The following is a 24,671-nucleotide window of genomic DNA, read 5'->3' on the forward strand; positions in this document are numbered from 1 at the left end:
TAGGTTCGATGCCCGTGCCTCCACCGACTCGCCATGGTGGAGGCATGAGGGGATTTCTGGGAGTGATCGCGGTCATTCAGGGGTTGGGCGGATTCGTGGCGCGAGTCTTCTTCGACACCGAATGGGGCCTGCTGCACAGGTTGTTCGACATCCCGACCCCCGTGTACCTCGCGGTCGCGGCAGCCGGCGTCGCCCTGCTCATCTGGAGCGATCAGGACCAAACCCCTCAGAGGGACACCAGCGACAACGGACCTTCTCCCTCACCCCCGAAGGAACCCCAGCCATAACGGGGTACCTCCCATAAGGACATCAGCCACCACAGACCATCACAGAGATCGATACCAGGGCGGTCACCGACCCTCATAGAGGCGGTAGGTGGCCAGGATGTTCAGCCGGTGCAGGTCACGGCAGAGCTGAAGCATGCCGGCCTGGGCCAGTTCCCGTGGCACCGCGTAGGCCGTGAGCGCCGCCGACAGCGCCGGGTCCAGCCGCTCCGCCCACGGGTTCGAGCAGGCGGCGAACGTCTCCTCCAGGCTCCGCCCGGCCGCCACGCTCGCGGCGACCTCGTCGTGGAGCACCTCCAGGTAGCCGACGAGCGCGTCGATGGCCGCGTGCCCGTCACCCATCGGCCCGTGACCCGGCACGATCGTGTCCAGGTCGGGCAGCGCCTCGCGCATCCGGCGCAGTGAGGCCAGGTAGGGCTCGGGTCCGCCCTGCAACAGCATGTGAGCGGTGCCCGCGTGGCAGAGGAAGTTGCCGGTCCACGCGGTGCGGGTGTCGGGGACGTACACGACGGTGTCGCCGGGGCCGTTGCCCGGGCCGAAGTGGTGGAGCTGGACCAGCCGTCCGCCCAGATCGATCTCGGCGTAGGAGTCGAACACCACGTCCGGGGTGCGCCACCGGCTCACCTCGTCGAGCAGCCCGCCGTCGCCGTACATGTTGGCGGACCTGATCTCCTTCTCGTACGCGAGGTCGGACATCTCGCTCTTGTTCCGCCGCGACGAGAGGATGACCACCTCGGCGGGGAACGCCGCGTTCCCGAACGTGTGGTCGCCGTGATACGTGGTGTTGACCAGGTAGCGCACGGGCTTGGCCGTCAGCTCGGCGGCGAGCCGCTGGATCTGGTGGGAGATCGCGGGCGTGATGCCCGCGTCGACCACCAGCGCGGCGTCGCGGCCGGCGATGAGGCCGTTGTTGTCCTTGGGCGGGATGCCGGCCATCAGCGCGTACACACCGTCGGCGAAGGCGTGCGGAGCCAGCTCCAGGCCGACCGGTGACAGGTTGGGCCCGCCGTATCCCTCGGGCCGCTCGGCGATCTCGCGTTCCGGAATTCTGGACTTGGACATCTTCTGCTCCTCTCGGCTGCTGCTAAAATAATAGAACACTCGATTATTTTACAAGTGATTGGATGGCCCTTGTGGAGACGACGACAGGCCGGCGCGGTCCGGGCCGCCCGCCCAAGGCCGAGGCCGGAGACACCAAGGCCGCCCTGCTCGACGCCGCGTTGCGGCTGTTCGCGCGGTACGGCTACGCGGGCACCTCGATCAGGGCGATCGCCCGCGAGGTGGGGCTGAGCGAGAGCGTCCTGTACGCGCACTTCCCCGGCAAGCAGGCGATCTACGAGGCGGCGATGTCCCTGGCCGGGCCGCAGGTGGCACTGGTCGCCCTGGGCGACGAGGGCCCTGGCGACGACCCGGCGGAGTTCGTCCGCGCGTTCGCCGACCGCGTGCTGGCCGCCTGGGACACACCTCAGGCCAGGCAGAGCATCAGCCTGGTCTCCCGCGACGGGCTGATTCACGACGAGATGCTCGGCCTGGGCATCGAGCGGGCGCTGGCCGGGCTGGCGGAGGTGTTCGCCCGGTGGCTGGCCGAGGGGCGGGTGCGCGACGATCTGGGGTCGCCGGACGATCTCGCGTACTCGCTGCTGGGCCCGATAGCGCACGCCCGCGTGCTGTGGCTGCACGACGGGGCCACGCCGGAGCAGCGCGAGCTGGCCCGGCGGCGGATGACGGCGCACGCCGCCCTGTTCGCCCGCGCGATCACACCCTGATCGGGCCGCCCGCGGCCTGTTCAGCAGGAGGTTTTGGATCTACCGTGCGAATTGCCCCCTGCGTCAAGGAGCCGTCCATGAGCAGCGTCGAGCAGTTCGGCTACCGCCAGGAGCTTCAGCGTTCCCTGGGCTTCGCGGATCTGATGATCTACGGCTTGATCTTCATGGTGCCGATCGCGCCGTTCGGCATCTTCGGCAACGTCTTCGCCCTGTCCGGTGGGATGGTGGCTCTCGCCTACATGATCGGGCTGGTCGCGATGGCGTTCAGCGGGCTGTCGTACGCGCAGATGGCCAGGGCCTTCCCGATGGCCGGCTCGGTCTACACCTATGCGGGCCGCGGCATCGCGCCGCCCGTCGGGTTCATGGCCGGGTGGGCGATCCTGCTCGACTACCTGCTGGTCCCGGCACTGCTCTACCTGGTGGCGAGCACGGCCATGAACTCGTTCGTGCCGGCGGTGCCGGTGTGGCTGTGGCTCGTCGCCTTCGTGCTGCTCAACACCGTGGTGAACTATTTCGGCATCCAGATGACGGCGCGCATCACCCGGATCATGCTGGTGGCCGAGCTGCTCGTGCTGGCGATCTTCCTGGTCGTCGGCGGCATCGCGCTGGCGCAGGGCAAGGCCACGACGGGCGCACTGACTCCTCTTTACGACTCCTCGAGCTTCTCCTGGACGCTGGTGTTCGGGGCGGCCTCGGTGGCGGTGCTGTCGTTCCTCGGCTTCGACGGCATCTCGACGCTGGCCGAGGAGAACCGCGAGGACGCGCGGCGGCTGGGCCGGTCCATGGTGGCCGCGCTGGCGCTGGCCGCGGTGCTGTTCGTGGTGCAGACCTGGGTCGCGGCCCTGCTCGTGCCCGACCGGGCCGCCCTCCTGGCCCCGGGGGCCCAGCTGGGCAATGCCTTCTACGACCTGGCCTCGTACGCCGGTGGCGCCTGGCTGGGTGTGTTGTGCGCGGTCGCGACGGCCATCGCCTGGGGTTTCGCCAACTCGCTGGTCGCGCAGGCGGCCACCTCGCGGCTGCTGTTCGCGATGGCGCGGGACCGGCAGTTACCGTCGTTCCTGGCCCGTATCGACCCCAAGCACAAGGTGCCGGTGAACGCCACGTTCGCGGTCGCGGTCGTCTCGCTGCTGCTCGGTGTCGGCATGAGCCTCTACGACAAGGGCATCGACCTGCTCAGCACCATGGTCAACTTCGGCGCGATGACCGCGTTCCTGCTGCTGCACGTGGCCGTCGTGGTGCACTACGTGGTGCGGCGGCGCAGCCGCCGCTGGCTGGCGCACCTCGTCGTGCCGGTGGCCGGCTTCGCCGTGCTGGTCCTCGTCGTCATCAATGCCAACGTCGCGGCCCAGCGGCTCGGCTTCATCTGGCTCGGCATCGGGCTGCTCGCCACGATCGCGCTCTATGTCCTGGGCCGCAAGCCCGTCCTGCCCTCGGAGGTCTCGTGAACGTCGTCTCCTATCGTCCCTCTCCGGAGGAGTTCGGTTACACCTTCGGCGGGCGCGCCCCGGTGGGCAAGGTGACGCCGGGCACGATCCTCGAACTGTTCACCGAGGACTGCTTCGGCGGCCGGGTCCGCACGGTCGACGACCTGCCGTCGCGAGTGTGCGAGTTCCCCTACCTGAACCCCGTCACCGGCCCCTTCCACGTGACGGGCGCCGAGCCCGGCGACACGCTGGCGTTGCACTTCGTCTCGATCACGCCGGCGAGGGACTGGGCGGTCTCCACCACGTTCCCGCACTTCGGAGCGCTGACCGGCACGCACACCACCGCCATGCTGCAGCCGCCGCTGGAGGAGCGGGTCTGGCGCTACGACCTCGACACCGCCAAGGGCGTCGCCGTCTACCACGCCCGCAACAGCGACTTCAGCGTGGAGCTGCCGCTCGACCCGATGCACGGCACGGTCGGCGTCGCGCCCGCCGCGAACGAGTCGCGGATGACGATCACACCCGACGCGCACGGCGGCAACATGGACACCCCCGAGCTGCGCGCCGGCGTCACCGTCTACCTGGGCGTCAACGTGGCGGGCGGCCTGTTCTCCATCGGCGACGGCCACGGCCGGCAGGGCCACGGCGAGGTGTGCGGCACCGCGGTCGAGGCCGCCATGAACACGGTCGTGGCGGTCGAGCTGATCAAGGGGGTGGCGACGCCCTGGCCGCGGCTGGAGGATGATCTGCATCTGATGTCCACCGGATCGGCCCGGCCGCTGGAGGACGCCTACCGCATCAGCCAGCACGACCTGGTCACCTGGACGTCGGCGCTGACCGGGCTCGACACGCTCGACGCCTACCAGCTGGTCAGCCAGGGCGGGCAGGCACCGGTGGGAAATGTGTGCGACACCAACTACACGATGGTCGCCAAACTTCCCAAGTCCTACCTCGGCACCCCGGCCGCCTACGATTCGGCGCACTCGCGGCTGCGCGCCCTAGGCGCCCAGTACACGGTTAGGTAAACCTTCATGTCGCAGGTCAGAGCACTGATGATCATCGGCCTAGAGTGTACAGGTGCTCAGGATGGTGCTCTCTCTGGCCCTGCTCGATCCGACCGGCCTCGCGGAGGTGCCCCAGCGATCGGTGCCCCCGCGCAGGGTGCTGACACCGGACGGCGACCGCCTGGGGTACGCACTGGTCCCCCGCCCCTACACCGGCGTCCAACGGCTCATCGGGGTGCTGCTCGGGCGTGATCCGGCCACCCGTACGACCGTGCTGTGCGGGGGCACCGTGATCAGGTCCCGCAGCCGCAGCCTGGTGCTGACGGCCGCGCACTGCCTCTACCACGATGGCCGGCCGCTGCGGCAGGTGGTCTTCCTGCCGGGCTTCGACCAGGGGCGGCCGCCGTTCGGCGTCTGGCCGGCCGTGCGGACCTGGGTGCCCGATCAGTGGCGGGGCCGGCCGTACTCCGCCGAGCTGCTGCCGTACGACGTCGGGCTGGTCGGGGTCATGCGGCGCGGCGGCACGCTGGAGGACACGACCGGGCCCGGGCTGCGCACACTGGCCACCCGCAGGGGTACGTCGCTGCGCGGGCTCGACCTGCTCGGTTACCCGGCGGGGCGGCGGTATCCCGGCACCCGGATGTACCACTGCGTGGGGGACGCCAAAGAGGCCACCGCACAGGGGCCGGGTGTGCTGGTGACCCAGAACTGTCACGCCCCGTCGGGCGGCAGCGGCGGTCCGGCCGTGTACGGGGAGGAGGTGGCGGGTGTCGTGTCGTCCTCCAGCCCGATGAGCGACGCGGGCGGGTTCACCGTGCTGGCCCGGCTCGGCGGCCGGCCGTTCAGCCGACTGCTGGCCGGCGCCGACACCTGGATGCGCCACAGGCAGAGCTTGTGACGGCGGCCCGGCACAGGGCGCGCTCGTCACGGTGGCCCGGGCCGGTCATGAGGCGTTCGCGACGATGTCCTCGCAGATCGCGTGGCTGATCAGCGCGTCGTCCGCGCTGATCGTGCGGCCGTCGCGGACCGCGGCGAGGAACTCCAGGCAGATGCGCTCGATGCCGCGCTGCCGGGCGACCGGGACCCAGTCGGGCCGCCTGGTGAGCGTCTCGCCGCCCGCGTAGTCGATCACGTCACCCAGGTTGACCACCCGGCGCTTGACGCCGTCGCCCATGACCTCGCAGGTCTCCTCCGTGGCGCCGCTGACCCGGTTCATCAGGCCGATGGCGGTGAAGCCGTCGCCGGACAGCTCCAGCACGATGTGCTCGATCAGTGCGTCCTGGACGCGGGTCCTGATCCGGGTGCCGGTGACCTCGCCGGGCGCGAGGAAGCGGAGCGTGTCGACCACATGAATGAAGTCATCAAATATCGCCCGGCGGGGCACGTCGGGGTATGTTTCGCGGTTCTTCGCCAGCACAATGAGGTGCCGAGGGAGGGCGAGAAGTCCGGTGTATCCGGGGGCGTACCGGCGGTTGAAGCCGACCATCAGCGAGCGTCTCTTCGCCTTCGCCAGCCGTACGAGAGCCTCGCAGTCGGCCAGGTTGTCGGCGATCGGCTTGTCCACGTAGACGTGCGCCCCGGCGTCGAGCAGCGGCTCGACGATCTCGCGGTGAGCCCCGGTGGCGGCGTGCACGAACGCGACCTCGACCCCGCTCTTGATCACGTCGTCCACCGACGTGGACCGGGCGGCGATCCGGTAGGTATCGCCGAGCCGGTCCAGGGTCTTGCTGTTGCGCGTGCAGAGGTGCAGGTCGAGGCCCGGCTGGGCGGCGAGTACGGGCAGGTACGCCTTCTCCGCGATGTCGCCCAGGCCGATCATGGCTGTTTTCACGCCTCGAGCGTAGCCGCGAGCGCCTCGTCGACAGGCGTGGGCGCGACACCGAACGTCCGCTGGAAGGCCGAGGAGTCGAGCACGTACGGCGCGGTGAACTGGTAGCGGACGTGCTTCAACTCCCTGACCATCGGCGAGAACAGACCCATCGCCTGGACCAGCGGCCACGGCAGCGTGGCCAGCTTGGGCGCGGGCCGCCCCTCGATGGCCGCCATCCGCTCACCGACCTGGCGGAAGCTGAGCGGGTCGCTGGTGGGCACGTGCCACGGCCGCCCCCAGGCCCGCTCGTCCGTGCCCGCGACGATCAGCGCGTCGGCCACATCGGGCAGGTACGTCCAGCTGTGCGGAACGTCGGCCGGGAACACCAGCTGGATGGTCTTGCCCGCCCTGAACGGCACGAGGAACCGCCCGCCCAGATGCGACTGGTCGGTGGCGCCGGGGCCGAAGTAGTCGGAGCCGCGCACCTCGGTCGTCCGGATCCGGCCCGCCTTGTGCGCGGCCAGCGCGTCGTTCCAGATCTTCGCCCGCACCTGAGCCTTCGGGGTGGCCGAGGCGAGCGGCAGGTCCTCGGTCATCGGACCCTTGACCGGGCCGTAGGGGTAGAGGTTGCCCAGGATGACCAGCACCGCGCCCGTGGCCTCCGCGGCGCCGAGGAACGACTCCGCCATCGGCGGCCAGTCGGTCAGCCAGCGGTGGTATTGCGGGTTGACGCAGTTGTACAGGACGTCGGCGCCCTTGGCGACCTCCGTCAGCCGTGCCCTGTCGGCGACGTCGGCCGCCACCTTGTGGACCCCGGCGGGGCCGCTGCCCGAGCGGGTCACCACGGTGACCTCGTGCCCCTGAGCCAGGAGCTTGGTGGCCAGATGCGTACCGACCTGGCCGGAACCTACGACGACGTGCTTACCCATGATCAGACCTGCTTCCAGACGATGCGGAGGACCGCGTTGAGGACGAAGAGCGCCGCGAAGACGGCGGCCGGTGCGACCCGGCCCGCGGCGTAGAGCGCCAGGGCGCCGCCGCCGAACCAGAGGATCTCCAGGGCGACCCTGGCCAGGCCGGTCAGCGGGAACGTGGCGTTGGCGCCGCCGCCCGCACCGAACAGGGCCCAGGCGCCGATGAACAGCGCCATCCCGCCGAGCCCGGCGAGGAGCTTGATCGCCCAGTTGGGGCTCACCGTGAAGCCCCAGTACCCCACGGAGACCAGGACACCCAGCTCCAGGAAGAACATCAGAGCCAGGTTGGCTCCCTTGGCGATGCTCAGCATCTCAACCTCCGCGTGACTGCCGTTCGCTTACGAGAGCAATGCTCTCTCATGAGAGCGACAGTCGTCAAGAGCGGTGCTCTCGTTTTTTCTCAGTGCTCTGATATGGTCGGGACATGACTGCGAGCCGTACCGCGAGAGAACGTGTCAGGGCCGAGCTGACCAAGGAGATCACCGACATCGCCCGTCGCCAGCTGGCCACCGAGGGCGCGGGCGGCCTCTCCCTGCGCGCGGTGGCCCGCGAGATGGGCATGGTCTCGTCGGCCATCTACCGCTATTTCCCCAGCCGCGATGACCTGCTGACCGCCCTGATCATCGACGGCTACAACGCGCTCGGCGCGGCGGTGGAGCGCGCCGACGAGGACAGCCCGCCCGGCGACTTCGCGGGGCGCTGGCTGGCCGTCTGCCATGCCGTACGTGACTGGGCGCTGGCCCATCCGCACGAGTACACGCTGTTGTACGGCTCCCCCGTGCCCGGCTACCAGGCGCCGGAGGAGACGATCACGGCCAGGCTGCGCGATGTGGCGGTGTTCGGCCGGATCACCGCGCAGGCGTACGACGCGGGCGCGCTGACCCCACCCGACCTCGCCCGGCCCGCCCCTGCCACGCTGTCGGCGGACGCGGCGAACCTGCGCCAGATCATGCCCGGGGTCCCCGACGACCTGATCTTCCGTGGCCTCACCGCGTGGACCGGCCTGTACGGCTGGGTCAACTTCGAGGTGTTCGGCCAGTTCGAGAACACGATCGACGACAGGCGTGGGAGCTTCGAGCAATCGGTGCGGACGTTGGGCGCGCTGCTGGGCCTCAAGCCCGCGTGAACGCTCTGTTTGCCTGCCGGAGCCAGGCCTGGGTGAACGCTTTGCCTGCCCGCCTGCCCGCCTGCCCGCCTGCCCGCCCGCCGGGCTCAGGCTCGGGTGAAGAGCGGGACCATGACCTCGTCAGCGATCTGCATGAGAAGCTCGTCCGGGATGGGCAGGCCCTGGAAGAGGAAATGCTGCCGGAGCAGCGCCTGACCGGCGTCGAGCCGGCGCGGGGTCACGTCCTCGGGGGCGACCTCGCCGCGCTCGACCGCCCGGCGGACGATCTCCCGCATCAGCCGCCTGCCGGTGCCCTGCGAGTGCTCCCGGAACGTCGCGGCCCGCGACTCGTCGCCCAGCGCCTCGCTGAGCAGCCCGCGCATCGCCTCACCCGCGGGACCGGCCAGCGCCTCGGCCGTCCGCCGCAACGCCGCCAGTATGTCGCCGCGCAGGCTGCCCGTGTCGGGGACGGACAGCGCGTCGGGCAGTACGTGATAGACGGCGTCCATGACCAGCTCGATGCGGGTTGGCCAGCGCCGGTAGAGCGAGGCCTTACTGGCCTTGGCCCGCTCAGCGACGCGCTCCATGGTCAGCCGGGCGTAGCCGACCTCGGCGAGTTCGGCGAGGGTCGCCTGATAGATGGCGACGTTGAGCGCCTCGCCGCGCCGACGGGGCAGCTTACGGTGGTCGGTGACCATGACAGGCATCCTATGAGGCCGCGGTGACCGTGCCCACGCCGTCATCTGAGACCGGGGCGACCGCATCCCCGCCCGAGCCCGCGGGGTCCGCGTCCCCGCTCAAGTGGGCGATGACGACGGTGCCCGCGTCCCCGTCGACGGTCACCACCTGCCCGTCGACCAGCGTGGACGTGCCTCCGGCCGTACCCATGACGGCCGGGATGCCGTACTCCCTGGCGACGATCGCGGCGTGCGAGGCGGCGCTCCCGGTGTCGACGACGACGGCCGCCGCACGCTGGAACAGCGGGGTCCACGACGGGTTGGTGTAGGGGCAGACGAGCACGTCCCCGCTCGTCAGGCTGCCGAACTCGGCCGGATCCCGGATGACCTTGACCGGCCCGGTGGCACTGCCGCCGCCCGCGGGCGTCCCGGTCACGATCGCGTCGCCCGCGTCGCGGACGGGGAAGATCGCCCGCGGGTCGATGAGCCGCACACCCGAGAGCTCCTCCCGCTTGGCCGCCCGCTGCTGCACGGCCGCCCGCAGCCCGTCGAGGCACTCATCGGAGCCAGCCAGGCCCTTGATCGACTCCAGCTCCTCCAACCGCAGGTGGAAGACGTCCTCGGGCCGCTGGAGCACGGCCGCGTCGCGCAGCCGGGCCCCGATCTCCAACAGCGACCGGCGCAGAATGGGCAGCGGCAGCGTGAAGTAGAAGTGGCTGTCCTCGCGGAACGCGTGACCCGCGCGAGCCGCCTCGACCCAGCGCACGACCCGGGCCCTCCGGCGCCCGGCCCCCAGCAGGGGGTGCCGGAGCAGCCGCTCGAACGCCCCGCTCGCTTCCGCCGCCGCCCTGTCCGTGGCCGCCCCGTCTGCGGCCGCCCCGTCTGCGGTGGTCGCGGCGGTCACGGGAGTGGGCGGCTTGGCCGCGAGCACCCTGATCGTTCCGAGGACGATTTCCGGGGCCTCGCCCCAGGTCGGCGGGGTGACCAGAATCGGAGTCACCGTCTCCCGGTGCCCGTATTCGGCGAGGAAGTCGCGTAGCTTCGCGGCGAAGCCGGAGGGCATCGGATCCGCGTCGAGCGCTCCGGTCGCCCGGGCCTCCTCGGCCAGCTCCTCCAGCGCCTGGTTGGCGTCGGAGGTACGAGTACGCGCGCCGGTCATCAGCTCGCCGAACAGCGCGCCACGCCGCAACAACTTGACCGCCACCAGCAGCCGCAACAGGGCGAGCCCCGTGCCAGGCAGGTAGTCGGTGCGCAGGTCCGTCACCGGCCGGACCAGGTCCAGTGCCTGTCTGGGCACCCGAATCAGCTCCGGCCAAGACATCGAGGCCAGGTAACGGGCCGCCAGCTCGCGGTTCGCGGCAAGGAAGGTCTGGAAGCGCGGATCCTCCGTCCACCGGGCGGGATCGTAGTGCCTGGCCCGCCGAACGAGCCGGAACGGGATTGCCAGCAGACCGGCTGTCACACGCGGAGAGCGGGGCACCAACCGGTAGACGACACCGTCCTCCTCCTGCAGGAAGTCCTCGAACACCCCCTTGATGCCAAAGGCCGCCGCGACCTCGGCCATCATGCCCGCCGGACCGTACGGCAGCCAGGTTGTCATATCGATCGGATAGGGGCGTACGGGCAGATACTCCAGCAGAACGCTGCCGACCTTGCGCTGGACAGGGTTGAGCGGCCCCACCGGCGCCGGCGGGAGCGCGGTCATGGGACGGGCCTGGACCAGGCTCACCCGGCCGCCCGCGTACGCCCACTCGATGTCCTGCGGGCGGCCGAACCGAGCCGCGACCTCGCTCGCCAGCCGGGCCAGCTCAGCGAGCGCCGCGCGGGGCAGCGCCTCGCCGGTGGCGGGGTCTCCGGTCTCGTGTACGACGCCGCCGCCGGCCGTACCGCGGATGACCACCTCGCGACGGCCCGGTGTGAAGGAGGCGACTCGCCCCGAGGCGTCGAGCACGTAGTGGTCGGGCGTGACGAGTCCCGAGACGACGGCCTCGCCGAGCCCGCTGCTCGCGTCCACGACGATCTGCGTACGGTCGCCGGTGACCGGGTTCGCGGTGAACAGCACGCCGGCCGCCTCCGACTGGACCATGCGCTGCACCACCACCGCGATGCGCACCTCGGCCGTGTCGACACCCCGCTTCTCGCGGTAGGCGACGGCCCGCTCGGTCCAGAGCGAGCCCCAGCACCGGCGGACCGCGTCGACCACCGCCTCCGCGCCCACGATGTTGAGGTAGGTGTCCTGCTGCCCGGCGAACGCCGCCCCCGGCAGATCCTCCGCGGTGGCGCTGGACCGTACCGCCACGGGCCCGCCGCCGAGCTCGGCGTAGGCGCCGGTGATCGCCTCGTGCAGGTCCGGGGGGATCTCCACGTTCTCGAAGTACGTACGGGTGTCGTGCCCGTCGGCGACCAGGTCGTAGGCGGCGGTGGTCACGACGAAGCCGCCCGGGACGGGAAAACCGTTCTTGACGAGCTCGCCCAGGTTGGCGCCTTTGCCGCCGGCCAGAGCCAGGTCGCCGCGGCCGAAGGCGTTCAGGGGTGCTACGAGTTTCACTGGCCCTCCCCGGCTTTCACTCGGTACTCGCCGCCTTTCACTTGCTCCTGGCCGTCTTTCACTTGGTTCTCTTCGGCTGTTCACCGGCTCTCCTCGACCGTCGCTCGGTCCGCCTCGGCTGTTCACCGGCTCTCCTCGACTGTCACTGGTTCTCCTCGGCGTAGGCGGTGGTGCGGAGCGGTCGCGCCGGCAGCGCAAACGCGAGGACGAACGCCACCGCGAGCAGCGGCGCCATGGCCGCGAACACCGGTGGCACGGCCGTGGCGAAGGCGTCCCGCACGCTGCCGGGCAGGTCGGCCGCCTCCGTGGCGGTGATGCCGGACCTCCAGGTGATCAGCGCCCCTACCAGCGCGACCCCGGCCGAGGCGCCGATCTGCCGCGTGAACGTCACCGCCGAGGTCGCGGTGCCGAGGTCGGCGTAGTCGACGGCGTTCTGCGTGGCCAGCACCATGACCTGCATGACCAGCCCGACGCCGAGCCCCATCAGCAGCATCACGGCGGCGATCGCCACCGCTCCCCCGCGGTCGCCCACGATCCCGAGCAGCGCCAGCCCGGCCGCCGTCATCGCCGTGCCCGCCACCGGGTACGGCTTGTAGCGCCCCGTCCTGGTGATGAGCCTGCCGGAGACGATGGTGGTGGTCAGCACGCCCCCCATGAGCGCGGTCACCAGCAGGCCCGCCTGCGTGGCGGTGGAGCGCAGGGCGATCTGCAGGTAGGCGGGCATGTACGCGATGGTCCCGAACAGGGTGAATCCGATGAGCAGGCTGATCGCCACGGGCACGGCGAAGGCGCGGTCGCGGAACAGACGCAGCGGCAGGATCGGATCGGCGGCGTACCGGGCGCTCACCAGCCACGCCGCCCCGCCCGCGACGGCCAGGGCGAGGAAGGCCAGGTTCCTGGTCTGTCCCAGCATGACCACGCCGACCACGGCGACCGCCAACGTGACCGCACCGGCGAAGTCGATCGGCGCGCGATTCTCGACCGTGAGCTCGGGCTTGGGGAGCCGCAAGGTCGCCGTCAGCACGACCAGGGCGAGCAGCCCGAGCGGCGGGTAGATCGCGAAGATCCACCGCCAGCTGAGCCGGTCGATGAAGAACCCGCCCAGCAGCGGTCCACCGACCGCGGCGACCACGTACGCGGCACCGATCAGACCCAGATAGCGACCACGCTCACGCGGACTGACGACCTCGCCGATGATCGCCTGTGCCCCGATCATCAGCCCGCCACCACCGATGCCCTGCACCGCACGGAACGCGATGAACTGCGGCATCGACGCGGCCACCGAGCACAGCACGGCGCCGGTGACGAAGATGACGATCGCCGCCTGCATCATCGGCTTGCGCCCGTACCGGTCGCCGAGCTTGCCGTACAGGGGCATCACGACGGTCGCGGCGACCAGGTAGGCGCTGATCACCGCCGGCATCTGATCCAGCCCGCCGAGACTCCCCGCCACGGCGGGCAGAGCGGGCGCCATGATCGTCTGGTCGAGCGCGCCCAGCAGCATCGCCAGCAGCAGACCCGGCAGCACGAGGCCCATGGCAAGCTCCTTAGAGAACGAAACGTTCTCTAAGGAGCATACGATTCACCTCATAGAAACGCAACGTTCACTAACAACCGCGAGCGCGTACTGAAGAGCGATGTGCGCTACCGCTTCGCCGTGGACCCCACAACGCCCTGATCCTCCTGCCCCGGCGGGAGGTCGTGAGCGGTGAGCACTTGGGCCGCATGGTGACGGTGCGCGGCGAACAGCTTCAAGGCGGCGTCAGCGTCGCCGGCACGCAGGGTATCCGCGAGCAGGCGGTGTTCGTCCGCGATGTGCTCGAGATAGCCGTCGGAACTGCGGCCGATCCGGGTCAGCAGGAACAGGTGGATCTGTGAGCGGATCGCCTGCCAGGCTTCACTCAGGCGCCGGTGGTGGGCGGCGTCGTAGACGGCGTCGTGGAACGCGAGGTCGCAGCGGACCATCGCGTGCGCGTCCACCGCGCGCCCCATGCCGTCGACCACCTTGTCGATCTTGGCAAGGTCCTCTTCGGATGCGTGGCCGACCACCCGCTGCACGGCCAGGTGCTCAAGCGCGCCGCGCAGGCTGTCCAGTTCGGCGATGTCCTGCGGGGACAGGGTGATCACTGTGGCGCCGCGATGCCACTGGCTGCGGACCAGACCCTCGCGCTCCAGCAGGAGCAGCGCCTCGCGGACCGGGCCACGGCTCACGTCCAGCGCCTGGGACAGTTCGACCTCGCGCAGCTGGGCCCCAGGGGCGTACACGCCGCCGAAGATGGCCTCCCGTACGCGATCGGCGACCTCGTCGGCCAGCCCTCGACGACGAGCGGGAGCCACTGTGCTCTGTTCCCCCATGACCCTTTGCCCTCCGCTGATTGTCTCAATGTTAACAACTTCCGCGCAGTGACGTAATGTCAACATTAGGACATTTCCTCCTTTGGTAGAAAGGCCCACCCGTCATGAGCGTGTTGAACTCCCCGATCCCGCGCTTCCACCTGGCCATGCCGGTCGACGACCTGACGGCCGCCCGCCGCTTCTACGGCGAGGTACTCGGCCTGCGGCACGGCCGCAGCGCCGAAACCTGGATCGACTGGAACATGTACGGCCACCAGTTCGTCACCCACCTGGCGCCGGCCCGAACCCAGCAGATCCACAACCCGGTCGACGGCCACGACGTCCCGGTGCCGCACTTCGGCCTGATCCTCACGATCGGGGACTTCCACACGCTGGCCGACCGGCTCCGTACCGCAGGCGTCCCGTTCGTGATCGAGCCCTATGTGCGCTTCGCCGGGCAGGCCGGCGAACAATGGACGATGTTTCTGCTCGACCCGGCCGGCAACGCCCTGGAGTTCAAGGCGTTCGCCGACGACGCCCAGGTCTTCGCTGCCTGACCGTACGTACTGCCTGCCTGCCACTCCGCATGTCGTGGCAGGACCGACGGCGCACGGAGAGTCACGGGTTGCCGCATGGTGTCCTTCTAGGGGATTGCAGCGACAGCCATCACGCCCCCTCGGCGGGTGTTCCGCCGTACTGCCATCCACCTGAAAGAAAACACCTCTCGAAAGGATGATCATGAAGGTGTTCCTGATCGGCGCCGCCGGCGGCGTGGGGAACCGGCTGGCCCGCCTGCTGACCGCCCGCGGCGACACGGTGACGGGGATGTTCCGCAACCCCGCCCAGGCCGATACCGTGCGCAGTTCCGGCGCCACCCCGCTGACCGGCGACCTCATCGCCGACACCATGGACGACCTGGCGACCAAGATGAGCGCACATGACGCGGTCGTGTTCTCGGCCGGCGCACACGGCACCGGCATGGACCTCACTACCGCGATCGACGGCAAGGGCCTGGAGAAGGCCGCGGACGCAGCCGCCCGCGCCGGTGTGTCGCGCTTCGTCCTCGTGTCGGTGTTTCCCGACGCGCTGCGTGGCGGCGAGCCCAACGAGGGCTTCGAGCACTACATCAAGGTCAAGAAGACAGCCGACGTCTATCTCGCCCGTACCGGCCTCGACTGGCTCATCATCCGCCCCGGCACCCTCCTCGACGAGCCCGGCACCGGCCGGGTCACGGCTGGACCGGCGATCGAGTACGGCAAGGTGCCCCGCGACGACGTGGCCGCCTTCATCGACGCGGCCCTGCACGAACCGGCCTTGAACCGCGTCATCGTCGAGCTCACCACCGGCGACACACCCGTCTCCGACGCGGTCGCCCACCTCCTGCACCACGCAACCGGCCAGGACAGACCCGCCTGACGATGTTCGGCACGGCAGCCATTGGGTGGCCTCCCTCGCCCTGCGTTGCCCACCAAGAGCGGCTCCTATGCGGGCGGCCCGGCCGCGTGCGCGTCAGGCGGGCCCGACTCATCCAGCTTGGTGAGGAAGGAAGCCGAGCAGCGACTTGGCCAGCTCCGCCTGCGACAGGCCAAGAACAACGCGCCGGTCGTAGACAAGCTGGCCAAGTCGCTGCTCGGCTTCCGCCTCTTCGTAAAGCCTGGCGTACTCGGGGTCGTTCACTTCACCGGCGAGGCGGCGATGCCGGGTCGTCCGCCACTTACTGTGCCCGCCTCACAGATCCTCCTTGAACTCTCTGTGGTACGCCTGACGCGCCGGACCATGACCACTCTCGCAGACGATCTGCGCCCGCTCCGCTCGGTCGATCTGCGGCGTCTCTTTGCGCCTGGTCTTGTAGAACGTCGTCAGCAACACAACCCGGCGCCCAGGGGCCAACCAGTAGGTGATGCGCACCCGGCGGCGCGACAGCGCCAGCCGTAGCTCACGCACCTTGCCGCGCAAGTGCTTCGAGTAGCGCCCTGAAACTGGCCGGACTAGCTGCCCCCGCCTGATCCATCGAGCCGGTACGGCCTACGGCACGAGGGCCGCCCAAAGCGATGGAGATGGCCCCCGATGAGGGTGGGCTGAGCGCGCTCATCGGGGGCCCGGCCGGCCTGGAGCTACGGGGGATGATCCTGGCCGGACGTTTCTACGGCGTCTCCGCCACTCCCCCTCCACGAGAAGGCGGAGCCGCCTGACCCTGGCCGGCTGCGCGATCAGCCGGGGCCACGTACGCCAGCCGAATCCGAGACCGGTTCGGGAGCGGACGGACCAGTGGATGGAGGAGCCGATCGAATGGCGCACCAGACGGAACGGCCCAGCCCGCGGCCATGCTCGCGGACCCCCCAGTCCTGGGAGATCTCACGGACGATCAGCAGGCCGCGGCCGTCTTCCGCCTCCGGCTCCAGCCGGATGTGCGGCCCGGAGAACGCGGAACCAGGATCGCGCACCTCCAGGTAGACCATCTCCTCCGTCGCGGTGAGGGTAACGCTGATGAGGTCGTACGGCTTGGCGTCGGAGTGACGGAGCGCGTTCGTCACGAGCTCGGACGCCGCCAGTACGACGTCATCCACGGCCGGGTGATCGTCCCCGAGCCATCCGCGCACTTCGGAGCGGGCGCGCGAGACGGATTCGCGAATGCCCACCAGCTGGATCGAACCGATGATCCACGGCTCCGCGCTCACTGCTTTCATGGCTTCACCCACTCGAAGAAGTCGGCCTCGATCGGCCTTCCAACCATCCCCCGACTTGGCTACAGTCAGTAGCTGATTGACTTCAACCAGTCATCAACGGTTCCGCTGGGCTACTGGCTGAAACGCCGATGAAATCCCCCGGAGGTCAGATGCCAAAGGAAAGCGATCTATACCCCTCGGACTCCCCCACCGCACTCTTCGGCTTCGAACTGCGGCGACACCGCAAAGCACGAGGCTGGTCCCAACTCCGACTCGCAAAGACGGTGCCCTACTCCGTCGGCACCATCAGCATGATCGAGACCGCACAGCGGTCACCCTCGGAGGAGTTCGCCCGATACTGCGACGAGGCGCTGGAGGCGGACGGGGCACTGACGCGACTCTGGCCAATGGTCAGCCGCACGGCGGCCCCCACGTGGTTCCGCCCATGGCTCGACGTGGAAGCCACGGCAGAGGCAATTCGTGCATGGGAACCGTTGATGATCCCCGGTTTGTTTCAAACCGAGGACTACGCCCGGGCCATCCTGAGCGGCGAACCAGGCGCAGGACCGGAGCAGATCGACGAGCAGGTCACTGCTCGCATGGAGCGCCAGAGCATTCTCAGGCGTGCCAAGCCTCCTATGCTCTGGGTGGTCCTCGACGAAGGAATTTTGCATCGCCCCATCGGCAACTCCGCCATGATGTCTGCGCAGCTCAACCACCTTATCGAGCTCGCACAGGCACCCCGGATCACTGTTCAGATTCTCTGCCTCAACGCCTATTCCACACCTGGGCTTCTGGGAGGGTTCGCCATTGCCCAGACGCAAGGCGCCCCTGACACCGCCTACATCGAATCAGCCGGAATTTTGGGGCGGGTAACCGAGCGGCCAGAAGACGTCAGCGCTCTAACATTCAGATATGAAGGCATTCGCGCCGAAGCACTGTCACAGCGCGAGTCCATGAAGGTGATCAAGGAGGCAACGCAGCGATGGACGAGCTGACCCAAGAACTCAGCACGGCTACATGGCGCAAGTCCACCCGATCGGGAAGCGACGGAGGCAACTGCGTCGAAGTCGCCGAACTGTCCGGCGGACACCGAGGCATCCGCGACAGCAAGAACCCAACCGGACCCGCACTGATCTTCACCCCCGGCGAATGGAGCGCCTTCATCAGCGGTGTGAGGAACGGCGAATTCGACTGACCCTGCCGATCACCCTGCGGGGAACACTTCCAGCCCCGTCGAGATCCCGGCATTCAGATATGAGGGATATTCGCCCCGAAGCACTGCTCCAAGCGCGAGCCCCGAAACTCACCAAGGAGGTGATGCAGCGATGGACGAGTGGACCGAAGAACTGCGGGTTGCTACGTGGATCAAGTCTTCCAACTCGGGCAGCAACGGAGGCAACTGCGTCGAAGTCGCCGAACTGTCCGGCGGACACCGAGGCATCCGCGACAGCAAGAACCCAACCGGGCCCGCACTGATCTTCACCCCCGGCGAATGGAGCGCCTTCATCAGCGGTGTGAGGAACGGCGAGTTCGACTGACCTTGCCGATCATCCTGCAGGGAACGTTTCCGGCCCCGTCGAGATCCCGGCATTCAGATATGAGGGATCCACTCCGAAGCCCCCTCCTAGCGCGATCCATAAGCATGATCAAGGAGACGATGCGGCGATGGGCGAGCTGACAAGAGAGCTCAACACGGCTACATGGCGCAAATCCACCCGATCGGGACCCGACGGCGGCAACTGCGTTGAAGTCGCCGAACTGTCCGGCGGACACCGAGGCATCCGCGACAGCAAGAACCCAACCGGGCCCGCACTGATCTTCACCCCCGGCGAATGGAATGCCTTCATCGGCGGAGTGAAGAACGGCGAATTCGACTAGCCCCACCAAACAGCCTGCGGGGCAAGGCTCTAAGCCTCCCCGCAGGCCACATAGATAACGCCCGAAACCATCAGCGAACTGACCGGCCCTCGACGTCACACCTTCGTGGCGTCGTACCCCTCAGTGCTGGCGCCGCCCCTGGCCGATAGGCAGGGTCATCGCGTCGGCGATCACCGCCGGAGGCACGAGCATCCCCGCGCTGGCCGGGACCGCCTAGATCAACAATGGCGGCGCGAAATGGAGTGGAGTGGCGAGGGCGAGTTCGAGGGAGCGCTGGAATCCAATGAGGACGGCGACAGCGTGCCTGCCGTCGGCGAGCCCTTCATCTTCAAGCCGCGCGTCCCGATGATGACCAATAGCGCTGCCAGGCTCAACGCCATCTCCACCGAGATCCTGCGCCTCGACGCGGAGACCCGCGAGCCAGCAAGCTCTTCGCGGCCTCGATCCGAGAAGACCGCAACCAGGTCATGGTCCAAGCCGACGAGGCATCGCCCGAACTGCGACTGGGGTTGGCCCAGCGGTACGGCGCCACGCCGGTCTCCATCCGGCGTCGGCCGGGTGTGACACGACGCGCTCTGGCCGGGATCCGCCGAAGGATCCGGACGTCTCCACGTGGAGCGCCACTAACGAGAGCGGCAAGAAGCGTGACTACCAACTCAAAGACGGCATAGCCGGAAAACTCCTTTACTCCTTCCGTCCGATGGACATCATCTCCCGTCCACGGCGGCGTACTCGTCAATCTTCCAATCGCGATTCCGCCCGATGCTTTAGCTGACGCTCAACGGGCATCCGTCGGGTTTTATTCTCGGTGCTAGGTATGCCCTTATCGGAAAAACTGCCCAATCCAGAACAAAAAGCGGAAGGGCTAAGCCTTTCACCGAGGTTAAGCTTGTTTTGTTGATGCGATGTTGATTACGGTAGGACGCCGCCTCCCGATCTGTTCTGGTACTGCGAGCCATGCAAGGGGATCATCGTGGCCTACCTCGACCACCAGGCGATGCGGGCCGTGGCGGAGCGGATCCAGCGGCTGTCCGACGAGCACTGGTGGGCGCTCGATCCGTCCTGCCGCCTGATGGAGAAGGCCGCGTGGGTGGGGCCAACAGGCGTCCGGTTCGGCGCCCAGGTTCACGCCGACCAGCGAGAGTTGCGGGATCTGCTCACGCAGGCCGTACACAGCGCGAACCAGAAGCTGGCCTCGCTTCAGGCCGCGCCATGACGGAGTTCACCGGGGTCAAGCAGCCCGAATTCGACTCCATGGCGAGCAAGCACACCGAGGCCGCCAGGCGTCTGGAGGAGTTGGCGCAGACTCTGCACAGCGAGCTGCAGAGCGCCGGGCTCGACACTTCTCCGGCGGCGCGGCTGCGGCAATTGGCCGGCCGCGTCACCACACAGGCCGAGGACCTGCGGCGGCGGCAGAAACTAATTCACGAGCTGCAGCGGCAGAAGGTGGCCTTCGGCATGAGTACGGCCGCCGGGAGCTTCCTCGAGATGCCTGATGGCCTGGAGGCCGCCAAGGGGCTGCTGGACGGAACGCTGGCTGGTCGCGCCGCGCTGAACGCCGCGGATGGGGACGCACAGGCGCTGGCCGAGCTGCAGAAATACGCGGCACGGACTGGGGACGCGGAGTTCGTGAAGGCGTTCCTGGGCACGCTGGGCGCCCAGGGCGTGACGCGGCTACCGGGCTCGCTCACCGCGCGACTGCGCGACGCCAGGACTCACGGGGACTCCGATCGCATGGCGACCCAGCTCTCCAATCAGGGCAAGGAGGCTCTGCGCATGCTGAGCGCGGCTCTGGCCCGAGGAACAGATCCGAAAAGTCCCGCGTACGTGGGCGCCGGCTTTCTCAAGGACCTGGTGAAGGAGGGCCGGGCTCAGCAGAAGTCCGGCGACACGAAGTACACGGGCTACCAGGCCCAGGCGCTCATCTGGCGTGCCCACGACGGGAAGCCGCCGTACTCGAAGGAATTCATGGAGGTCGTCGGGCGTGACGTGATCGTCTACGAGTACGAGCAGCGTAAGGACGAATGGGCGGCCAGCAAGGATCTGCTGGGCCGGATGTTCGCGGGAGCCCAGGTCCCAATAGTCGACCTGGCCGGTGCACTGGGTCTTGGCAGCATGCTGAGACCGGGAACGCATGTGGGCAATCCGGGCGCGAAGGCTAGCTCATCGTTGGTGGACGATCTTTTCCACGCGGCGAAATCCAGCCGGGAGGCGTCCCATGCCCTGCTGGACCACACGCCGGCCGGGTGGCAGGAGTCTGTGCTGGACTATCTGTTGACGAGCCGGTGGGGGGCTTCCCGCTATCTGGGGGACTACGGGCCGTTCAATGACCTGCTGGTGACTGCGACGACTGGCCGGGATGAGACTTCCCAGAGGTTGGCCGCGGAGATGATCAAAGTCGTCGCAGATGACGTACGCGGCGCCTTCGACAAAGGCGAGAGCGGCAACCTGGAGATCAGGGACAGGGACACATTCGATCGTCTCGCTTCCCTGCGCTACCCGCTGGGCCGCGTGATCGCCGCCAATATCGACGAGCTCTCCCGGCTAATCCTGAACCATGCGACCTTCGGCAAGGTCACGGCCCAGGACATGGACTACGCGTTGGCACTGGCGACCGCCGACGACGACGCGTTTGAGGTACTGGTGAGGGCGCAGACCGAACACATGCGAGCAGCGCTCGACACTGTGCCTCCGGTGGGACTCGATGCTTCGAACGCCGAGCGGCTCGGTTTCAAGAAGTCCGACGTCAAGGAGTACGACTTTGACGGGGATGGGCAGGTGGACAAGGCCGACATCATGCAGTACCTGACAGACCGGACCGTGGCGGAAGCACGGCCTTTCACCCACATCGTGGAGATCCGCCGCCAGGTGCTGATCGCCCAGGGGTTGAACGACAAGAAGGCGGACGAAGCGCTGAAGACCATGGTGGGCGACGCGCTGGGGCTGCTCCCGGTACCGGGCGCCAGGCTCGTAGGCCAGCTGGCCACCGGAGCCTTCGGCGAGCTGATCAGCAAGGAGTACGGCAAACTCGCAGGAGCCGGATATGACGAGATCGCCAAACAGATCGCCCAGCAGATGTCAGAAAGTCGGCGGGGCCTGGACGATACGCACCGGACGCTTGCGGACAACCGTCTGGCGGTGGAGAGGCTGGCGGAGCAGATGCTCGCCACGGCCATGCTGAACAAAGGCTTGTTTGACGAGTTCCCTATGAAGGGCCAGATATTCATTACCGGAACACCGCCGGCGATCAAACCTTTTGCCGAGATGAGCGCGCAGGAATACAGCGAGTTCCTTCGTTGGGTTCGGGACAAAGGTGGAAGCAGTAGTTTGCTCGATCGTTTCGGCGGCACCTTCCGCAGGACCAGTGAGGTGGACGACTATCTCGGCCTGCAGATCCCACCCTCCTCTACAGGGGGTGAAAAATGAGGAATTCTCGTCCGTCTGCCGCCTTTAGCGCTCTCGTGTTGCTCATGGCAGCATGCACCCCAGAGAACGACGTCGTCTCCACACCGACTCCAGCCCTCCAGCCCATCGTGGATGTTCCCCCATACGTCTGCAAGCTTGTCCCTGAGCAGGGGCTTCGTTTGGTGAGCGGAGCAACAGGGTCTCTTGTGGGGAAAACGGCTGGCAGCGAGAAGAGCGGCGAGTGCTGGGCTCCAGAAACGACCCCTTGGCCTCTTCAAGTGAACTGGCTGCAAGCGGACGGTGGGACAAGTCAGGAGCATTTGGACTTTCTCATGGATGACAGGCGTAACGTTTATACGCAGCACGGCGGAGTGAAGCTCCCTACCGATCTCGGCGACGGCATGACTGCCCATCTGACGAATAGCCCATTGGCCGACCAACCGTACCGGACGAGCGCGAAGTTCCGCTGCGGCGGCAAAGAACGAATGATTGACATCTACCTGGCCCAGGTCGCCAAGGGTAGGGACGCGATCAAGGACATGACCGAGCTCATGCGCATCGCCCAAAAACGCTACGGCCACCTGTACAACTGCACCCCCGGCGCCTAGCAAATAGCACCGCCGCCAAAAATCCAGCCAGCCCGTAGCGTCCCAGAATGTCCCAGTCACGACACATTCACGTGAGCCCAAAATTGGACTCAGGTGCATCTCTGCCACACCGCGATGAATAAAACCACACCCGGATTCCGATGACCGTGCGTCATCGACAACAACTTCTTGCGACGATGTACTCACACACAGTGATCTCGGCTGCCAAGGCCGGGATCCTTCCAGCTACCGAAAAGGTAGGGGTACATGAACGAAGAGGCGGAGACTCGCGACGCAAAACTTCGCGCGGCAGCCGTCGAAGCGACAGCGCGTTCCCGTAATGGGGCCTATCGCGGCCCTCGCGCGCGGCGTCAACATGCGAGCCTCCCGACAAACGGCTGCCCATGCCTGGAAGGCATACACACCGCCATCGCCTCAACGACGGTCGCCGTTGCCCGGATAAGAGTTGAAATCGCCAGCATCAAGGCGGAAACGTCCCAGGACTTCGCGGCTCTCGGAGACGAGATCGGCGGCCTTCGCCGACACACCCTCGAGCAGCTCACATCCGCCCAGGAGCAGATGCTAGGCAGACTCGACACCCTGCAGCGCACAATGACCGACGTGGGACTGACACTCGATCGACTGCTGGACAAGGGCGGCGCCTAGCGACGAATAGGTCCTGAGTCGTTCGGGAAATGACAAGGGGTGTTGAGGATTGGCCTGTTGTCACAAAACCGATCATCAACACCCTTATCACAGACCGTACGTGACGGTCGATCGGACGAGCGCCGGAAACTGGCCGAGGTCCAGTTGTTGACCCTGGCAGTGGCCCAAGACCCGCTCGGCCTGCACCCCGAGGCCCGCGCCTCCATTCCGGGAGCCGCCGACCGCACTACCTTCCCGAACGAACGCCTGCCACCTGGCCAGCCTGGCTACATCAAGAATTTCGGCCTAGAAAACCGCTGCTCAAACGCGCGATTTGAGCTCCGGCCCGGCGATACGTCCAGGCCGGCACCCCACAGCGCAAGCCGGCCAAGATCGCGTGACGGGGCGACTAGCTGGCGAAGCCCGCGATAAGCCCGATGGTCAGGGCGGTGCGTTCGGGGATGTACTCGATGATGGCATGCTCTCCCCGGGAGTGGGAGCCCGCTCCGACGGGGCCGAGTCCGTCGAGGACGGGCCGGCCCAGGGCTGAGATGAAGTTGGCGTCGCTGGCCCCGCCGACGCCCGCCTCGCGGAGGTCCCAGCCGTGCTCGATCGCCACCTTGTACGTCCTGGCGTACAGGTCCTGGGAGGCGGGGTTGGGCGTCATGGGCGGCCGGTTCCATTCGCCGGAGAGCGCCACGGAGACCCGAGGGTCGGGGGCGCGCAGCGAGGTGAGTGCGGCGTCCACCCGGGCCATCTCGGCCGGGTCGGACACGCGTACGTCGATGCCGCAGGTTGCCTGGCCTGCGGTGACGTTGGTGCCGGTGCCGCCGCTGACCAGGCCGACGTTGACCGTCGTGCCGAGCGCGGGGGCGCCCAGGGCGGCGATCTGGGTGATCAGGTCGGCCATGGCGTGGATGGCGCTGGCACCGGCGGTGGGGTCGAGGCCGGCATGGGCCTCGATCCCGGTGACGGACACCTGGAAGATGCCGACGCCCTTGCGGGAGGTTTTGACCGCGCCGTCTATGGCGCCCTCGAAGACCAGGCTGGCCAGCGCCCCGGCGCTGGCCGCCTCGATGCGGGCGCGGGAGGCCGGGCTGCCGATCTCCTCGTCGCCGTTGAACAGCAGGCGGACCGTGGGATGCGGCAGGCCCAGCTCACGCAGCCCGCGTACCGCCCAGACCGCCTGGACGAGGCCGGTCTTCATGTCGAAGACGCCAGGTGCGCTGATGACGCCGTCGGTGACCTGCCACGGCCAGTCGGCGAGGGTGCCGACCGGCCACACGGTGTCGTAGTGGCCGACCAGCAGGACGAAGCCGGGGGCGGTGCCCTGGTAGGTCAGTTCCAGCACGTCGCCGTACTGGCCGCCGTCGTGCCGGGTGAACTCGTCCGGCTCCCCGGCGCGGTCCACCGCCCAGCGGAAGATCGCGTCGAGTGCCCCGTCCAGGAGCTGTTTGTCGTTGCTCGGGCTTTCCAGCTCGACGAGCATACGCAGGTCGTCGAGCATGGAGGGGAGCGCCTGGCGGGTCCACGTGGGAGCCGGTGTCACTAAAGGATCCTT

Annotated in this window: 29 protein-coding genes; 17 read left to right on the plus strand and 12 right to left on the minus strand. The window is 68.1% G+C overall.

The annotated features are described in order from the left end of the window. Positions 1-44 precede the first annotated feature (44 nt). Positions 45-287: a hypothetical protein gene (locus AB0B64_RS02940; protein ID WP_357947440.1), complete on the plus strand. Its 243-nt coding sequence runs from the start codon at positions 45-47 to the stop codon at positions 285-287. Between the two features lie 63 nt (positions 288-350). On the opposite strand, the gene AB0B64_RS02945 is transcribed toward AB0B64_RS02940, so the two are convergent. After that, entirely contained in the window at positions 351-1,346 is a 996-nt protein-coding gene (locus tag AB0B64_RS02945; protein ID WP_357947437.1) for an MBL fold metallo-hydrolase, read from the minus strand. Between the two features lie 62 nt (positions 1,347-1,408). Here AB0B64_RS02945 and AB0B64_RS02950 point away from each other — a divergent pair, with 62 nt between their 5' ends. From AB0B64_RS02950 to AB0B64_RS02965, 4 genes are all read left to right on the plus strand, one after another. Further along, entirely contained in the window at positions 1,409-2,050 is a 642-nt protein-coding gene (locus tag AB0B64_RS02950) for a TetR/AcrR family transcriptional regulator (RefSeq protein WP_358174224.1), read from the plus strand. Positions 2,051-2,127: 77 nt separating this feature from the next. Further along, positions 2,128-3,495, plus strand: a complete 1,368-nt coding sequence (locus tag AB0B64_RS02955; RefSeq protein WP_357947431.1) for an APC family permease — start codon at positions 2,128-2,130, stop codon at positions 3,493-3,495. Further along, positions 3,492-4,499, plus strand: a complete 1,008-nt coding sequence (locus AB0B64_RS02960) for an acetamidase/formamidase family protein (RefSeq protein ID WP_357947428.1) — start codon at positions 3,492-3,494, stop codon at positions 4,497-4,499. Before AB0B64_RS02955 ends, AB0B64_RS02960 begins: the two co-directional genes overlap by 4 nt. A 61-nt stretch (positions 4,500-4,560) precedes the next feature. Further along, positions 4,561-5,376 (plus strand): hypothetical protein, encoded by an 816-nt coding sequence (locus AB0B64_RS02965; RefSeq protein WP_358174227.1) that lies wholly within the window; start codon positions 4,561-4,563, stop codon positions 5,374-5,376. 45 nt (positions 5,377-5,421) lie between these two features. Here AB0B64_RS02965 and AB0B64_RS02970 read toward each other — a convergent pair whose 3' ends face one another. Genes AB0B64_RS02970 through AB0B64_RS02980 form a run of 3 tightly spaced genes read right to left on the minus strand, consistent with a single transcriptional unit; the run spans position 5,422 to position 7,573 of the window. Beyond that, positions 5,422-6,309: a Gfo/Idh/MocA family oxidoreductase gene (locus AB0B64_RS02970; RefSeq protein ID WP_358174230.1), complete on the minus strand. Its 888-nt coding sequence runs from the start codon at positions 6,307-6,309 to the stop codon at positions 5,422-5,424. Further along, positions 6,306-7,217, minus strand: a complete 912-nt coding sequence (locus tag AB0B64_RS02975) for an NAD-dependent epimerase/dehydratase family protein (protein ID WP_358174233.1) — start codon at positions 7,215-7,217, stop codon at positions 6,306-6,308. The genes AB0B64_RS02970 and AB0B64_RS02975 overlap by 4 nt, the downstream gene beginning before the upstream one ends. A 2-nt stretch (positions 7,218-7,219) precedes the next feature. Continuing rightward, positions 7,220-7,573, minus strand: a complete 354-nt coding sequence (locus tag AB0B64_RS02980; protein WP_357947417.1) for a YrdB family protein — start codon at positions 7,571-7,573, stop codon at positions 7,220-7,222. Positions 7,574-7,686: 113 nt separating this feature from the next. Here AB0B64_RS02980 and AB0B64_RS02985 point away from each other — a divergent pair, with 113 nt between their 5' ends. Further along, complete coding sequence (locus AB0B64_RS02985; protein WP_357947414.1) at positions 7,687-8,388, plus strand: TetR/AcrR family transcriptional regulator; 702 nt, start codon at positions 7,687-7,689, stop codon at positions 8,386-8,388. 86 nt (positions 8,389-8,474) lie between these two features. Here the strand turns inward: AB0B64_RS02985 and AB0B64_RS02990 are convergent, their stop codons facing one another. From AB0B64_RS02990 to AB0B64_RS03005, 4 genes are all read right to left on the minus strand, one after another. Beyond that, positions 8,475-9,074: a TetR/AcrR family transcriptional regulator gene (locus AB0B64_RS02990; protein WP_358174236.1), complete on the minus strand. Its 600-nt coding sequence runs from the start codon at positions 9,072-9,074 to the stop codon at positions 8,475-8,477. 1 nt (position 9,075) lies between these two features. Continuing rightward, positions 9,076-11,592, minus strand: a complete 2,517-nt coding sequence (locus AB0B64_RS02995; protein WP_358174239.1) for a PEP/pyruvate-binding domain-containing protein — start codon at positions 11,590-11,592, stop codon at positions 9,076-9,078. Between the two features lie 142 nt (positions 11,593-11,734). Next, a complete protein-coding gene (locus AB0B64_RS03000) occupies positions 11,735-13,129 on the minus strand; it encodes an MFS transporter (protein WP_357947405.1) in 1,395 nt (464 codons plus the stop codon). 107 nt (positions 13,130-13,236) lie between these two features. Beyond that, complete coding sequence (locus AB0B64_RS03005) at positions 13,237-13,947, minus strand: GntR family transcriptional regulator (RefSeq protein WP_357947402.1); 711 nt, start codon at positions 13,945-13,947, stop codon at positions 13,237-13,239. Positions 13,948-14,051: 104 nt separating this feature from the next. On the opposite strand from AB0B64_RS03005, the gene AB0B64_RS03010 reads away from it, so the two are divergent. Both AB0B64_RS03010 and AB0B64_RS03015 read left to right on the plus strand, forming a co-directional pair. Continuing rightward, positions 14,052-14,483, plus strand: a complete 432-nt coding sequence (locus tag AB0B64_RS03010; protein ID WP_357947399.1) for a VOC family protein — start codon at positions 14,052-14,054, stop codon at positions 14,481-14,483. 181 nt (positions 14,484-14,664) lie between these two features. Next, a complete protein-coding gene (locus tag AB0B64_RS03015) occupies positions 14,665-15,342 on the plus strand; it encodes an NAD(P)H-binding protein (protein ID WP_357947396.1) in 678 nt (225 codons plus the stop codon). A gap of 108 nt (positions 15,343-15,450) precedes the next feature. Here AB0B64_RS03015 and AB0B64_RS03020 read toward each other — a convergent pair whose 3' ends face one another. Both AB0B64_RS03020 and AB0B64_RS03025 read right to left on the minus strand, forming a co-directional pair. Next, positions 15,451-15,603, minus strand: a complete 153-nt coding sequence (locus tag AB0B64_RS03020) for a hypothetical protein (protein WP_358174241.1) — start codon at positions 15,601-15,603, stop codon at positions 15,451-15,453. Positions 15,604-15,654: 51 nt separating this feature from the next. Further along, positions 15,655-15,933, minus strand: coding sequence for a type II toxin-antitoxin system RelE/ParE family toxin (locus AB0B64_RS03025; protein ID WP_357948133.1), 279 nt, complete (start codon positions 15,931-15,933; stop codon positions 15,655-15,657). Positions 15,934-15,983: 50 nt separating this feature from the next. Between AB0B64_RS03025 and AB0B64_RS03030 the strand changes: the two genes are divergently transcribed. Further along, positions 15,984-16,118 carry a hypothetical protein gene (locus AB0B64_RS03030; RefSeq protein WP_357947390.1) on the plus strand — a complete coding sequence of 45 codons (135 nt, stop codon included), beginning with the start codon at positions 15,984-15,986 and terminating at the stop codon, positions 16,116-16,118. 18 nt (positions 16,119-16,136) lie between these two features. Here the strand turns inward: AB0B64_RS03030 and AB0B64_RS03035 are convergent, their stop codons facing one another. Continuing rightward, positions 16,137-16,613, minus strand: a complete 477-nt coding sequence (locus AB0B64_RS03035) for an ATP-binding protein (protein ID WP_357947387.1) — start codon at positions 16,611-16,613, stop codon at positions 16,137-16,139. A 149-nt stretch (positions 16,614-16,762) separates the two neighbouring features. Here AB0B64_RS03035 and AB0B64_RS03040 point away from each other — a divergent pair, with 149 nt between their 5' ends. From AB0B64_RS03040 to AB0B64_RS03075, 8 genes are all read left to right on the plus strand, one after another. Then, complete coding sequence (locus AB0B64_RS03040) at positions 16,763-17,590, plus strand: helix-turn-helix transcriptional regulator (RefSeq protein WP_358174244.1); 828 nt, start codon at positions 16,763-16,765, stop codon at positions 17,588-17,590. Then, positions 17,578-17,790, plus strand: a complete 213-nt coding sequence (locus AB0B64_RS03045; protein ID WP_357947381.1) for a DUF397 domain-containing protein — start codon at positions 17,578-17,580, stop codon at positions 17,788-17,790. The genes AB0B64_RS03040 and AB0B64_RS03045 overlap by 13 nt, the downstream gene beginning before the upstream one ends. 130 nt (positions 17,791-17,920) lie before the next feature. Further along, positions 17,921-18,133: a DUF397 domain-containing protein gene (locus tag AB0B64_RS03050; RefSeq protein ID WP_357947378.1), complete on the plus strand. Its 213-nt coding sequence runs from the start codon at positions 17,921-17,923 to the stop codon at positions 18,131-18,133. A 127-nt stretch (positions 18,134-18,260) separates the two neighbouring features. Then, positions 18,261-18,473: a DUF397 domain-containing protein gene (locus tag AB0B64_RS03055; RefSeq protein ID WP_357947375.1), complete on the plus strand. Its 213-nt coding sequence runs from the start codon at positions 18,261-18,263 to the stop codon at positions 18,471-18,473. Positions 18,474-19,446: 973 nt separating this feature from the next. Beyond that, on the plus strand, positions 19,447-19,689 hold the full coding sequence (locus AB0B64_RS03060) for a hypothetical protein (RefSeq protein ID WP_357947371.1): 243 nt from the start codon (positions 19,447-19,449) through the stop codon (positions 19,687-19,689). Beyond that, on the plus strand, positions 19,686-21,899 hold the full coding sequence (locus tag AB0B64_RS03065) for a hypothetical protein (protein WP_357947368.1): 2,214 nt from the start codon (positions 19,686-19,688) through the stop codon (positions 21,897-21,899). The genes AB0B64_RS03060 and AB0B64_RS03065 overlap by 4 nt, the downstream gene beginning before the upstream one ends. Before the next feature lie 257 nt (positions 21,900-22,156). Further along, positions 22,157-22,486, plus strand: coding sequence for a hypothetical protein (locus AB0B64_RS03070; protein ID WP_357947365.1), 330 nt, complete (start codon positions 22,157-22,159; stop codon positions 22,484-22,486). Positions 22,487-22,732: 246 nt separating this feature from the next. Continuing rightward, on the plus strand, positions 22,733-23,131 hold the full coding sequence (locus tag AB0B64_RS03075; protein WP_357947362.1) for a hypothetical protein: 399 nt from the start codon (positions 22,733-22,735) through the stop codon (positions 23,129-23,131). A gap of 388 nt (positions 23,132-23,519) precedes the next feature. On the opposite strand, the gene AB0B64_RS03080 is transcribed toward AB0B64_RS03075, so the two are convergent. Then, positions 23,520-24,659, minus strand: a complete 1,140-nt coding sequence (locus AB0B64_RS03080) for a M20 family metallopeptidase (protein ID WP_357947359.1) — start codon at positions 24,657-24,659, stop codon at positions 23,520-23,522. Between the last annotated feature and the right edge of the window lie 12 nt (positions 24,660-24,671).

This window comes from Nonomuraea sp. NPDC049129 (assembly GCF_040648495.1).
Taxonomy (GTDB): Bacteria; Actinomycetota; Actinomycetes; order Streptosporangiales; family Streptosporangiaceae; genus Nonomuraea.

Coding starts and splice junctions, on each gene's coding strand:
- AB0B64_RS02990 (WP_358174236.1), bottom strand. CDS start 9,074: ATGCCTGTCATGGTCACCGACCACCGTAAGCTGCCCCGTCGGCGCGGC.
- AB0B64_RS03050 (WP_357947378.1), top strand. CDS start 17,921: ATGGACGAGTGGACCGAAGAACTGCGGGTTGCTACGTGGATCAAGTCT.
- AB0B64_RS03000 (WP_357947405.1), bottom strand. CDS start 13,129: ATGGGCCTCGTGCTGCCGGGTCTGCTGCTGGCGATGCTGCTGGGCGCG.
- AB0B64_RS03030 (WP_357947390.1), top strand. CDS start 15,984: ATGGCCCCCGATGAGGGTGGGCTGAGCGCGCTCATCGGGGGCCCGGCC.
- AB0B64_RS03055 (WP_357947375.1), top strand. CDS start 18,261: ATGGGCGAGCTGACAAGAGAGCTCAACACGGCTACATGGCGCAAATCC.
- AB0B64_RS02945 (WP_357947437.1), bottom strand. CDS start 1,346: ATGTCCAAGTCCAGAATTCCGGAACGCGAGATCGCCGAGCGGCCCGAG.
- AB0B64_RS02980 (WP_357947417.1), bottom strand. CDS start 7,573: ATGCTGAGCATCGCCAAGGGAGCCAACCTGGCTCTGATGTTCTTCCTG.
- AB0B64_RS03075 (WP_357947362.1), top strand. CDS start 22,733: ATGAACGAAGAGGCGGAGACTCGCGACGCAAAACTTCGCGCGGCAGCC.
- AB0B64_RS03015 (WP_357947396.1), top strand. CDS start 14,665: ATGAAGGTGTTCCTGATCGGCGCCGCCGGCGGCGTGGGGAACCGGCTG.
- AB0B64_RS02940 (WP_357947440.1), top strand. CDS start 45: ATGAGGGGATTTCTGGGAGTGATCGCGGTCATTCAGGGGTTGGGCGGA.
- AB0B64_RS02955 (WP_357947431.1), top strand. CDS start 2,128: ATGAGCAGCGTCGAGCAGTTCGGCTACCGCCAGGAGCTTCAGCGTTCC.
- AB0B64_RS03005 (WP_357947402.1), bottom strand. CDS start 13,947: ATGGGGGAACAGAGCACAGTGGCTCCCGCTCGTCGTCGAGGGCTGGCC.
- AB0B64_RS02985 (WP_357947414.1), top strand. CDS start 7,687: ATGACTGCGAGCCGTACCGCGAGAGAACGTGTCAGGGCCGAGCTGACC.
- AB0B64_RS03040 (WP_358174244.1), top strand. CDS start 16,763: ATGCCAAAGGAAAGCGATCTATACCCCTCGGACTCCCCCACCGCACTC.
- AB0B64_RS03045 (WP_357947381.1), top strand. CDS start 17,578: ATGGACGAGCTGACCCAAGAACTCAGCACGGCTACATGGCGCAAGTCC.
- AB0B64_RS02975 (WP_358174233.1), bottom strand. CDS start 7,217: ATGGGTAAGCACGTCGTCGTAGGTTCCGGCCAGGTCGGTACGCATCTG.
- AB0B64_RS03035 (WP_357947387.1), bottom strand. CDS start 16,613: ATGAAAGCAGTGAGCGCGGAGCCGTGGATCATCGGTTCGATCCAGCTG.
- AB0B64_RS02950 (WP_358174224.1), top strand. CDS start 1,409: ATGGCCCTTGTGGAGACGACGACAGGCCGGCGCGGTCCGGGCCGCCCG.
- AB0B64_RS03010 (WP_357947399.1), top strand. CDS start 14,052: ATGAGCGTGTTGAACTCCCCGATCCCGCGCTTCCACCTGGCCATGCCG.
- AB0B64_RS02965 (WP_358174227.1), top strand. CDS start 4,561: ATGGTGCTCTCTCTGGCCCTGCTCGATCCGACCGGCCTCGCGGAGGTG.
- AB0B64_RS03065 (WP_357947368.1), top strand. CDS start 19,686: ATGACGGAGTTCACCGGGGTCAAGCAGCCCGAATTCGACTCCATGGCG.